Raw genomic sequence first — 11989 nt, 5'->3', positions numbered from 1 at the left:
CGAGTGACGCCGCCCGCCGAGATGAAACGTCCGAACCGGTATCAAGCCGCGTCAGTCTTCCAACCAAAAGCGCTGTGGTTGAGCGAGTTCTTTCGAAATGCAAAAACCCCGGATCGCTCCGGGGTTTCTGGTCTTAAATCGCTTCTGCGGATTGAGCCCGCATAGACCTTTTAGAAGTCCATGCCGCCCATGCCGCCGCCCGGGCCACCCATCGGCATCGCGGGCTTGTCCTTCGGAAGCTCAGCCACCATCGCTTCGGTGGTGATCAGCAGGCCGGCAACCGAAGCCGCATCCTGGAGAGCCGTGCGCACGACCTTTGCGGGGTCGACGATGCCGGCTTCGATCATGTCGACATATTGCTCGGTCTGAGCATTATAGCCGAACGTCGCGGAGCCGTTCTCGGTGACCTTGCCAACAACGATCGAGCCTTCGACGCCGGCGTTCTCGGCGATCTGGCGGATCGGGGCTTCAAGCGCCTTCGACACGATGTTGATGCCGGCTTGCACGTCCGGGAACTCGCTCTTGAGCTTGGCGACCGCAAGCTTGGCGCGCAGAAGCGCCGTGCCACCGCCAGGAACGATGCCTTCTTCCACGGCCGCGCGGGTCGCGTTCAGGGCGTCGTCGACGCGATCCTTCTTTTCCTTCACTTCGACTTCCGTCGAGCCGCCGACGCGGATCACCGCGACACCGCCCGCGAGCTTCGCCAGACGCTCCTGGAGCTTCTCACGATCGTAGTCCGAGGTGGTTTCCTCGATCTGCGCCTTGATCTGGGCGATGCGGCCGTCGATGTCGGCCTTCTCGCCATAGCCGTCGATGACGGTGGTGTTTTCCTTGTCGATGCGGACCCGCTTGGCGCGGCCGAGCATCTGCAGGGTCACGGATTCGAGCTTGATGCCGAGTTCTTCCGAGATCATCTGACCCTGGGTCAGGATCGCGATGTCTTCCAGCATGGCCTTGCGGCGATCGCCGAAGCCCGGGGCCTTGACGGCCGCGACCTTGAGGCCACCGCGCAGCTTGTTGACCACGAGGGTCGCGAGCGCTTCCCCTTCGATATCCTCGGCGACGATCAGCAGCGGCTTGCCAGTCTGAACGACGGCTTCGAGCACCGGCAGCATCGCCTGCAGCGACGAGAGCTTCTTCTCGTGGATCAGGATGTAGGGCTCGTCGAGCTCCGCAACCATCTTCTCGGCATTGGTGATGAAATAGGGGCTGAGATAGCCACGGTCGAACTGCATGCCCTCGACGACGTCGAGCTCGGTCTCGGCCGTCTTGGCTTCCTCGACGGTGATGACGCCCTCGTTGCCGACCTTCTGCATCGCTTGAGCGATCATTTCGCCGATCGACTTATCGCCGTTCGCCGAGATCGTGCCGACCTGGGCCACTTCGTCCGACGAGTTGATCTTCTTCGACTGCGACTTGATGTCCTCAAGAGCCGCCGTCACGGCCAAATCGACGCCGCGCTTCAGGTCCATCGGGTTCATGCCGGCGGCCACATATTTGGCGCCTTCGCGAACGATGGCTTGGGCCAGAACCGTCGCGGTCGTGGTGCCGTCGCCGGCCTTGTCATTGGTCTTCGAGGCCACTTCGCGCACCATCTGGGCGCCCATGTTCTCGAACTTGTCTTCGAGTTCGATTTCCTTCGCGACCGTCACACCGTCCTTGGTGATGCGGGGGGCACCGAAGCTCTTGTCGATCACGACGTTGCGGCCCTTCGGGCCCAAGGTCACCTTGACCGCATCGGCCAGGATATCGACGCCGCGCAGCATCTTGGCGCGGGCATCAGAGGAAAAACGTACGTCTTTCGCTGCCATGTTGAGATTCTCCTAAAGGAAATTACGGGGTGGGGCGGGGCAGTTAGCCGACGACGCCCATGATGTCGCTCTCCTTCATGATGAGGAGATCCTGGCCATCGATCTTGACCTCTGTGCCCGACCACTTGCCGAACAGCACCTTGTCGCCAGCCTTGACGTCGAGGGGGGTCAACTTGCCGGATTCGTCACGGCCGCCCGGACCTACCGCGATGATCTCGCCCTCCTGGGGCTTTTCCTTCGCAGTATCGGGGATGATGATGCCGCCCTTGGTCTTTTCTTCGCCTTCGAGACGCTTCACGACCACGCGGTCGTGCAGGGGACGGAAATTCATGTGTCGACTTCCTGTTTCACACCCGCCGTTGCTCCTGATAGAAGCACACCGACGCGGGATCAGCCTCGTCAGATTCCAGAATTAGCACTCAATGCGGGAGAGTGCTAACCGGTGGCGCTGAGGTAGTCGGACGCGGTTCCGTTGTCAAGACGTGAATGCCGCAGCCCCTGAGGGGGCGCAGGCGGGACTTCTTGCAAAGATGCTGAACGAACTGTTTCCTCGGCGCACGTGAGAGGGCCTCCATCGCGCCCCCCCGGTCGCGGAAGGCGAGGCTGACGGTATCCTGTGCATCTCCGGCCTGTCACCGCAGCCCGGCGAGCGCTGGCCGCGAGGATCTCGTCCAAGGTGCCTTCGGGCGCCCCCGATCAGTTAGCCTAGCGGTCCATTCACCCGGTTTGACGCTGCGACCCACATGGCCGATGCTCGGTTGAACCTTCTAGGACATGGAGCGCGGATCATGGGACTGCTCGTCGATGGGCGCTGGCAGGATCGTTGGTACGACACAAAAGAGAGCGGCGGTCGCTTCGTCCGGAAGGAGTCAGGCTTCCGAAACTGGATCACGCGGGATGGCGCACCCGGTCCCTCCGGCGAAGAGGGATTTCAGGCGGCGCTCGGCCGCTATCACCTCTACGTCTCGTTGGCCTGCCCCTGGGCCCATCGCACCCTGATCCTGCGGGCCCTGAAGGGCCTGGAGGCGGCGCTGCCGATCTCGGTCGTGCATTGGTACATGGCTGAGCAAGGCTGGACCTTCGCGGAGGGCCCTGGCGTGATCCCGGATCCGATCCACCACGCTGCCTTCTTGCACGAGATCTACGTCGCCGCCGATCCCACCTATACCGGCCGGGTGACGGTCCCGGTTCTATGGGACAAGGAGCGCGGCACGATCGTCAGCAACGAGTCCTCTGAAATCATCCGCATGTTCAACACGGCCTTCGATGATCTGGGCGCGCACCAAGGGGACTTTTACCCCGAGCCGCTCCGGCCTGAGATCGATCTCGTAAATGCGCGCATCTACGACACGTTGAACAACGGCGTCTACAAGGCCGGCTTTGCCACCACCGAGGCGGCCTACGCCGAGGCGTTCGGCCCGCTCTTCGAGACGCTCGATTGGCTGGAAAGCAGGCTCGCCGATCGGCGCTATCTCATGGGGACCGCGCTGACGGAAGCCGACATCCGCCTGTTCACGACGTTGGTCCGGTTCGATGCCGTCTACTTCGGCCACTTCAAATGCAATCGCCAACGGATCGTCGATTACCCGGCGGTGTCCGCCTATCTGCGCGATCTCTACCAGACGCCGGGCTTTGGGACGACCGTCGATCTGATGCATATCAAACGGCATTATTACGAGAGCCATGGCACCATCAATCCGACCGGCATCGTGCCGCTCGGGCCTGATCTCGACTTCATGGCGCCCTCCGGGCGCGAGGGTCTGGGCGCGCACTGAAACGAACGTCAGATCAGGCCTTCCCCGCCGGGCGGGGGCGGGCCGTAAGGCGCAGCACGAGCGCGCCCGCGCAGGCGGAGAGGAGTGAGCCGACCAGCACACCGATCTTCGTCTGGTCCTGGTAGTCCGGCCGCGCCGCGTAGGCCAACAGGCCGATGAACAGGCTCATGGTGAAGCCGATCCCGCACAGGAGCGCGACACCATAGACCTGACCCCAACTCGCACCGGCCGGACGCTGGGCAAGTCCACTGCGAACCGCAACCCACAAGCTTGCCATCACACCGCACTGCTTGCCCAGGGCCAGGCCCGCTGCCACGCCGAGCGTGACGGGATGCAGAAGGGCCGTCACCCCCTGGGCGCCGAACGACACGCCGGCATTGACGAAGGCGAAGATGGGCAGAACCGCGAAGGCCACCCATGGCTCCAGACCCATTTCGAGTCGTTGCAGCGGTGTGGCTGTCTCGCGTGATCGCCCCTCCGGCACCGTGACGGCAAGCAGGACACCGGCCACCGTCGGATGGATCCCGGATCGCCAAACCAGAGCCCAGAGGACCGCACCCACCAGCAGGTAGGGCCACAGGCGGCGAACCCCTGCGCGATTCATGGCCACCAACCCGGCGAATGTCAGCGCTGCAAGGCCCAGCATCGGCCATGAGAGGGCGTCGGTGTAGAAGAGCGCGATGATCAGGACGGCTCCCAGGTCGTCTAGGACCGCCAAGGCCGTCAGAAACACCTTGAGCGAGGCCGGCACCCGCTTACCGAGCAGTGATAGAACGCCGAGCGCGAACGCGATATCGGTTGCCGAGGGGATGGCCCAGCCGCGCAGGCTGCCAGGATGGGTCCAGTTGATCGCCGCGAAAACGACTGCCGGAACCAGCATCCCGCCGATCGCGCCGAAGCCGGGCAACACGCGGTCGTGCCAACTGCGCAACTGCCCGTGCAGGACCTCCCGTTTGATCTCAAGTCCAACCAGGAGGAAGAACACGGCCATGAGGGCATCGTTCACCCAAGTCTCCAGGGACAATCCCGCAACTGGAGAGTGGACGAAGGCACGGTAGAGGGACAGCAGAGGGGAATTCGCGAGCAGGAGCGCGAGCGCCGCAACCGCCATCAGCACAAGCCCGCCGCTCGCTTCGCTGTTCATGAAACGACGAAGCGCGGAGGGAATGTGGGGGCTTCTTGGGGTCATGATCCCTTGTGGCAGGACTCCCGAAACGGTTCAAATCGCCGGAACGGCAGCTTCAATGTCCCGGGCGGATTGAGGCCCGTTCGACGGGAGACATGCGGGCCTGCCGTCCGTGTGTTGTGCAAGCGGCTTTCGTGGACGGGGTTGCCCTCAAGAGGAATGAGTCTGCTCCGGCAGCATCCGATCCAGGAGGGCGTCACGGCGGACCACGATATGCCACGCTGTCGCGGCAAGGTGCAGCACGATGAGTGCATAGACGGCCCATTGCCCAAGAATGTGGACTGTGGCGCCGGCGCGGGACAGGGTTGGGGATTGCGGCACGAGATTTGGGATCTCGAACAAGCCGAAATAGCTGACAGGATGCCCGCCGGCGGCCGACAGGAGATAGCCGCTGATCGGCATGGCCAGGAGCACGACATACAGAAGCCAATGGCTGAGAACCGCCGCGCCGTCCTCGATCTTGCTCATTGTGTCCGGAAGGGGCGGCGGCGGATGCAAGCCACGCCAGACAAGGCGCAAAACAGCCAGGGCCAGGATCGTGATGCCAATCGATTTGTGAACCGTGTACCACGTCTCTCGCTGAGGATTGTCGCGGGCCAGCATGATCATGTGCCACGCGATCGGCAGGATCGCGAAGATCAGCAGGGCCGTAAGCCAGTGCAGGGCTTGCGCCACTCGATCGTAGCGAGTGGGAGGCATCAGAGGGGCCCGAAATGTCGATGGCGATGGATTTGACAAGCTTCTGTCCTCTGCTTGGCCGAAAACGGATCAGCCAAAGCTAGCGAGGGTTTGCGGGCAGTTTGTGATCGCCTGCGTGCGCTTAGCCGGTATTCCGCAGGCCTGCCGCCACACCATTGATCGAAATAAGAATGCCTCGCTGGATCTTCTCCTCGGTCTGGCCTGCCCGCCAGCGCCGGATGAGGTCGACCTGCAGGTGATTGAGCGGCGTGATATAGGGGAAGCGATGGGCGATGGAACGGGCGAGGCTCGGATTCTCGGCGAGACGCTCGGTCGAGCCCGTGATCTGGTCGAGCGCCCAGACGGTACTGTCCCACTCCTTTTCGATGGCCTGGAAAATGCGGTTGGCCAGGGCGCGATCAGGCACGAGTTCGGCGTAGCGCCGCGCGACTGACCGGTCGGCCTTGGCCAGCACCATGTCCATGTTCGACAGAAGCGTGGTGAAGAATGGCCACTCGCGATGCATGCGCTGAAGCAACGCCAAGCCATCGGGATTCTGATCGAGGAAGGCCGCCACGCTTGATCCGAAGCCGAACCAGCCCGGCAGGGTGACCCGGCTCTGGCCCCAGGAGAAACTCCATGGAATGGCGCGAAGGTCTTCGATCCGTCGGTTTGCTTTCCGCGATGCGGGCCGCGACCCGATGTTGAGTTCGGCGATTTCCGAGATCGGCGTCGCGGAGAAGAAATAGTCGGTGAAGCCCGGCATGTCGTAAACGACGGCCCGGTACGCCGCCATGCTGTTAGCCGACAGCGTTGCCGCAGCGTCCAAAAACGCGTCTGGCGGCACCTCCTTGCCGGACAGGAGCGTGGCCTCAAGGCTCGCGGCCATCAGCGTCTCCAGGTTGCGGCGGCCGATATCCGCATTGGCGTATTTGCTTGAAATAACCTCGCCTTGTTCGGTCAGGCGGATCTGGCCTTTGACGGTCCCGGGCGGCTGCGCCAGGATCGCCTGATAGCTCGGACCACCGCCGCGCCCGACGACGCCGCCGCGACCATGGAACAGCCGCAGGGTGATCTTTGGCATCTGGTCGAAGAAGCGCACCAGAGCGGTCGAACCACGATAGAGCTCCCAGGAACTCGTGAAGAAGCCGCCATCCTTGTTGCTGTCGGAGTAGCCGAGCATGATGTCCTGCTCGGCGCCGGAGCGCTCGATGAGGCCGAGAATGCCCGGCAGGCCGTAGAAGGCCCGCATGATGGGTTCGGCATTGCGCAGGTCCGCGATGGTCTCGAACAGGGGAGAGACGATGAGTTCGGCCCTGCTGCTGTTCCCCTCGTCGGCGCTCACATTGCCGTGCAGCAGGCCGAATTCCTTCTGCAGCAGCAAGACCTCAAGAAGGTCGCTGACCGTTTCGGTGTGGCTGATGATGTAGTGGCGGATGGTGTCAGGACCGAAGGCGCGGCGCATGTCGCGCGCCTTGAGGAAAATGTCGAACTCGCCTTGGGTTCGCTCCGAATAGGTCGCGAAAGGCAGCCTGAGTGGGCGTGGGTCGCCAAGGACCTTCAGCAGGAGGGACTGCTTGGCCTGTTCATCGAGAGCGGAATAGTCTTCCTCGACCCCGGCCTGGGCGAAGAGCTCGACCAACACCTCCTCGTGACGATCGGAACTCTGCCGCAAGTCGACCGTCGCCAGGTGGAAGCCGAAGACCTCCACGGCGCGGATGAGCGGACGCAGCCGCAACCCGGCAACGGCCGCAGCATGATGCGCGTCCAAGGACGATTCGATGATCCGCAGATCGCTCAGAAGGGAGATCGAGTCTTCATAAGGGGCAAAAGGCGTCGCGCTCGTGTGCGGCGCAATGGCGCCGGTCAGCGACTTCAGCGTCGCCGCGAGCCGGCCATAAACGCCGAGCGTGGCCCGACGGTAGGGCTCGTCCTCCCGGTGGGCGCTCGAATCCTTAGACGCGCTTGCGAGCGCATCGACCTCCTCCGAACAGCCGACCAGCATCCGCGACAGCGACAATTCCGCGCCGAGATGATGCAATTCTTCCAGGTAATAGGTGAGGGCTGTCTCGCATTGCCGCCGCACCGCGACGTCGAGGGTTTCCGCGTTCACGTTCGGGTTGCCGTCGCGATCGCCGCCGATCCAATTCCCCATGCGGAAGAAGGGCGCGACGGGCTGGCCGACGAGATGTTCGAGTTCCGCATAGAGCTTGGGGATTTCCCGCAGAAAGGTCGTGCGGTAGTAGCTCAGGGCGTTCTCGATCTCGTCCCGCACGGTCAGCTTGCGGAAGCGGAGCAGACGCGTCTGCCAAAGTTGGACGATCCGGGTCCTGATGAGGTTTTCGTTTACGGCGCGTTCCCTGGCATTGTACAGCGTGTCCCGCTCGGCCAGAAGTTCGGCGATCGCGAGTTCCGCGTCGAGCAGGCTCTTGCGCTGGACTTCGGTCGGGTGTGCGGTCAGCACCGGGGACACCCAGGCGTGCTCCAGCGCGGCCACCACGGCGTCCTTGCCGATCCCTGCCTCAGCAAAGCGCTGGAAGGCGCGCGCAAGGCTTCCGGCTTGCGGCAGGCTCCCATCCGGATTTTCGCGGTCGTGAAGCGCCCGCCGGCGCACGTGGTGACGGTCTTCCGCGATATTCGTCAAATGTGAGAAATACGTGAAGGCGCGGACCACGGAGACGGCCTGCGACGGGGTCAGGCCCCTCAGAAGCAGTTCGAGGGCGTGGCCGGCGGCCGCATCCGCCGTGCGCTGATGCGCGACGCTGTAGCGCCGGATGGTCTCGACCAGTTCGAAGGCGGCGGGCCCTTCCTGCTCCCGGATGATGTCGCCGAGCATCGTCCCGAGCAGCCGGATGTCCTCGATCAGCGGTTGATTTTTCGCGTCGACGCCGGCTGTGGCGCCGAGGCTTGGGGTCGCAACCGCATCCATGATTCACCTTCGAAAAGCGCTTGGAGGACCCTGCCGTTGCCAGCGGGCCCATATCGCCTTGTTGCAAATCACGTGCCCAAGAACAACAAGCAGGCTCTGGGTCCAGAACCTGCCGCCTTGGCTGGCGCCGTCAGGCCGCGTTGCTTTCCGGCACTTTGCGATTGTCGGAATCGATCGTTGGCTGCGCGCGTCGCTCGGCGCCTACCCAGCCATGCACGAGATCGTGGATGAATCCGATCTTCTCGATGATCATGGGGGTGAGAACGAAGGGGTAGAAATCACGCAGCCCCATGCTCCGATTGAGGCTGTTCACCGCAAAGGTCAACGGGACCCAGGCTTCGACGATAGGGGCGATGCTGTCGGCCGTGTAGGGCGAGAAATCGACCTGCGTGGTCAATGCCTCCGAGGCCACGATCTCCTTCGGCTTGATTCTGATCCCGAATGAATCGGCCGTATCGAGCGTATCAATGATATGCAGGTAGTGAGCCCAGGTCTCTGCAAAGTCTTCCCACGGGTGGGTGGTCGCATAGGCGCTGACGAAGTTCTCTCGCCAATTCTCCGGCGGCCCTTCGCGATAATGTTTCTGCAGCGCTTCGTTGTAGTCCGCCCGCTCGTCTCCGAAGATCGCTCTATAGGGTTCGAGGGCGGGTGCGTCTCGAACGAGGCGATCCCAGTAGTAATGCCCGACCTCATGGCGGAAGTGGCCGAGCAGGGTCCGATAGGGCTCATGCATCGCGGTCCGGCGTCGCTCGCGTTCGGCGTCGTCGGCTTCCACGATGTTGATGGTGATGTCGCCATGCTCGTGTCCGGTCAGGACCTTCTTGTCTTCGGACTCGTCCTCTTTGAACTCGAACATCAGGCCCTCCTCCGGATCATCGACCCGGGTGGCCAGCGGCAACTTCAGCGCCAACAAGGTGTAGAAGAGGCGGTGTTTGGCATATTCCATCTGCTGCCAAAGGTGCTTGTTGTGCTCCTTGTCGAGATCCGGGACCGTGCGGTTGTGCTTGCAGGCGAGGCAGTAGCTGTCATTCGACTCTGCAGGGATCAGCCAGTTGCACACGTCGTGCGCGGCATTCACACAGAATTTGAAGGAGCGGCTCGTGTCACCGGCCGCATGCCAGACGAGGTTGTTGAGTTCCTTGACGGTGCGATCGAGAGCCAGAAGGGACTGTGAGCCCGTGTCGTATCCCACCCGCAAGCCGCAATGCTCGCAGCGCGTGTTCTCGAAAAATAATGTCTGACCACAATTCTGGCAGTCAAAAAGCTTCATCCGGATCCCCCTCGGTCACGAAAAAGCGCAGCCATCAGCCACGCCTTTAATCCCTGGCAAACCCCAAGGTGCCGCGTTCGATCCGGGAGCCTCGAAATAAATATCCGCGTGGTCGGATGGCCAACCGGCTTCAGCGCCAAGCTGAGCGGCCGTTGCCCATGCTGGCGTAGATGCTCGAAATGCGGTCGAACCAGTCGTGCCGCGCTTCGATATAGGAGTGACCGGCGCGATGCACCGGCAACTGCAAGGCCTCGATCAATTCCGCGATCTCTTTGCGGGCGCCCGCCTGTGAGGCCGTCAGGGTTCCTGATTTGGTCGCCTCTTCGATGGCGTCGAGGGCGGTCAGGCCGATCGGGAAGAGTTCACGGAAGATCACGCGGTCGTGCAGGCCTTCGGCCGTTCGGAATTGCAATTCGGGGGCGAGCCGACTGAGGCTGATCGCCACCTGCCGGGCATTGTTCGACTGGATCGACGCCACGCGATTGCGCACCAGCACCCAATCGATCAGTCCCGCGTCGGCCTGACGCCTTCGTCGGCGCGCCTCCAGAACCAGATCTGCATAATGAGCCACCCTGCCGCGCTGCGAGCGGTCATGGTGCACGCGCGAGAAGACATCGATGTCGATGTAACTGTCGTTGACCGGAGAAACGAGCGTGTCCGCGAGGGAATGGGCCAAGCGCATGAGGTAGGAGTCGCTCGCCGGCGTGTCGATGATCAGGAATTCATAATCATGCTCGACGGCCGAGACCGCGTCCGCAAATTCCGCGAACTCACGCTCTTCGTTGTCGGCCACATTGCGAGAGCTGCCTCGATCGGGCGCGCGATGCAACGGCAGTTCGATCGATTTTCCGAGGCTGAGGGCCCAGGACTCCCGGTTTTCCAGGAAACGTGTGAGCGTGCGCTGCCGCGTGTCGAGATCGATCGAGGCGACGCGGTAGCCAGCCTTGAGCAAGGCGATGGTCAGATGGATCGACATCGTCGATTTTCCTGTCCCCCCCTTTTCATTCGCGACCACGATGACATGGGCGCTCCGAAGGTCGGGACGTTCCTTTTCGGTCGTCATGAACTCTCGAATCAGCGCGCGGCGCCGGACTGTGCGGCGAAAGGCGGATGGAGGGAAAGCGAATTGCACGCGAGATGTGATGCGACGAATTGATTCGTCGTGCGGGGAAGATCCCTCACATCGGGCCGTAGAGCCAGTCCATACTGGCCAAAGCGCGTTGCCCGCCGAGCGCCCGCATTACGAGATCGCGGGCGTCCGAGGCCGGTCGCGGCAGGTGGTAGATGTCGCCCTGTCGGCGCGAGGCGCGTTGCACGCGGGCGGCTCGCGGTGCTCTCCGCCGGTCATAGGCCTGCAAGGCCGCGACGATTCCTCCTGGTTGACTCAATGCCCAGGCGAGCACGCCCGCATCCTCGATGGCCTGCGACGCGCCCTGAGCCAGGAATGGCAGCATGGGATGCGCGGCATCGCCGAGCCGGGTGGCACGGCCCTCGCTCCAGGACATCAGGGGCTCCGCATCGAACAACGGCCAACGCCGCCAGTCGACGTGCGTTTCAAGGAGCCTGAGAGCGTCGCGGTGCCAGCCCCGGAAGGCGTGGCGCAATTCGGCGGCATCGCCCGGTTGCGACCAGAAATCCTGGTTTGGATCACCCCCCGACCCATGATGCTCGGTGATGGCCACGACGTTGATCAAAGCCGCCGATCGAAGCGGGTAGTGCACCAGATGCGTGCGGTGTCCGAGCCACAGATGGGTCTCGGGTCTCGCGTAGGAGGGCGGCAAGGCGGCTGCCGGGACCAAGGCCCGCCAGGCGGTGCGTCGTGCCGACCGCCTGCTCGCGGCAAGACGGTCCGGCGCGTGCAGGCCTCCAGCGTCGACCCATGCCTCGGCACTGTAGGAGGCTTGGTCGGTCACGACGGTGACGTCGTCCCGGCCTTGCTGCACCCCGAGAACCGCGACACCGAGTTCGATGTGGATCGTCGGGCGCGCTCGGGCATGTTCTGCCAAAACCCGATGCAAATCGGCCCTGTGGACCAGTAGAAACGGAGCACCGTAGCGTTGCTCCGCGCCGGCCCCGAGAGGGAGGGCGATCAGGTCCCGGGCGTCGCGACCACGGCGGATACGCAGGGTCTGCGGTTCCGTGGCAATCGACCGAACGGGTTCGAGCAGATCGAGCGAAGCCAGCACCCGGGTAGCGTTCGGGCCAAGCTGGAGCCCGGCTCCGATCTCCGCGAACGATTGTCGACGCTCGATCAGCGTCACGCGCGATCCTGCCTGGCTCATGGCCAGGGCCGCCGTCAGACCACCGATGCCGGCGCCGCCGACGATTACATGCGCCATC

At 63.2% G+C, this 11989-nt stretch carries 9 protein-coding genes; 1 reads left to right on the top strand and 8 read right to left on the bottom strand.

The window, feature by feature from the left end; translation table 11 throughout:
* Window positions 1-170: 170 nt before the first annotated feature.
* Together groL and groES are read right to left on the bottom strand one after the other, a co-directional pair.
* Window positions 171-1811 (bottom strand): chaperonin GroEL, encoded by a 1641-nt coding sequence (gene groL / locus M8523_RS04355; protein ID WP_282583611.1) that lies wholly within the window; start codon window positions 1809-1811, stop codon window positions 171-173.
* A 43-nt stretch (window positions 1812-1854) separates the two neighbouring features.
* Entirely contained in the window at window positions 1855-2142 is a 288-nt protein-coding gene (groES, locus tag M8523_RS04350) for a co-chaperone GroES (protein ID WP_129219255.1), read from the bottom strand.
* A 457-nt stretch (window positions 2143-2599) separates the two neighbouring features.
* Here groES and M8523_RS04345 point away from each other — a divergent pair, with 457 nt between their 5' ends.
* On the top strand, window positions 2600-3586 hold the full coding sequence (locus M8523_RS04345; protein ID WP_282583610.1) for a glutathione S-transferase family protein: 987 nt from the start codon (window positions 2600-2602) through the stop codon (window positions 3584-3586).
* A 13-nt stretch (window positions 3587-3599) separates the two neighbouring features.
* Here M8523_RS04345 and nhaA read toward each other — a convergent pair whose 3' ends face one another.
* From nhaA to M8523_RS04315, 6 genes are all read right to left on the bottom strand, one after another.
* Window positions 3600-4775, bottom strand: a complete 1176-nt coding sequence (nhaA, locus tag M8523_RS04340; protein ID WP_282583609.1) for a Na+/H+ antiporter NhaA — start codon at window positions 4773-4775, stop codon at window positions 3600-3602.
* A gap of 147 nt (window positions 4776-4922) precedes the next feature.
* On the bottom strand, window positions 4923-5471 hold the full coding sequence (locus M8523_RS04335) for a cytochrome b (RefSeq protein ID WP_282583608.1): 549 nt from the start codon (window positions 5469-5471) through the stop codon (window positions 4923-4925).
* Between the two features lie 121 nt (window positions 5472-5592).
* The gene (gene ppc / locus M8523_RS04330) at window positions 5593-8379 is read right to left on the bottom strand and encodes a phosphoenolpyruvate carboxylase (RefSeq protein ID WP_282583607.1); all 2787 of its coding nucleotides are present in this window, start codon (window positions 8377-8379) and stop codon (window positions 5593-5595) included.
* A 130-nt stretch (window positions 8380-8509) separates the two neighbouring features.
* Window positions 8510-9649, bottom strand: coding sequence for a zinc-binding metallopeptidase family protein (locus tag M8523_RS04325; RefSeq protein WP_282583606.1), 1140 nt, complete (start codon window positions 9647-9649; stop codon window positions 8510-8512).
* Window positions 9650-9779: 130 nt separating this feature from the next.
* On the bottom strand, window positions 9780-10712 hold the full coding sequence (locus M8523_RS04320; protein ID WP_282583605.1) for a division plane positioning ATPase MipZ: 933 nt from the start codon (window positions 10710-10712) through the stop codon (window positions 9780-9782).
* A gap of 115 nt (window positions 10713-10827) precedes the next feature.
* Window positions 10828-11988 (bottom strand): FAD-dependent monooxygenase, encoded by a 1161-nt coding sequence (locus tag M8523_RS04315; RefSeq protein WP_282583604.1) that lies wholly within the window; start codon window positions 11986-11988, stop codon window positions 10828-10830.
* Window position 11989: the final 1 nt, after the last annotated feature.

Source organism: Lichenifustis flavocetrariae (assembly GCF_026130545.1).
Taxonomy (GTDB): Bacteria; Pseudomonadota; Alphaproteobacteria; order Rhizobiales; family Beijerinckiaceae; genus Lichenihabitans; species Lichenihabitans flavocetrariae.
Note: the sequence above shows the minus strand (reverse complement) of the source record. Positions and strands in the feature narration are given on the sequence as shown.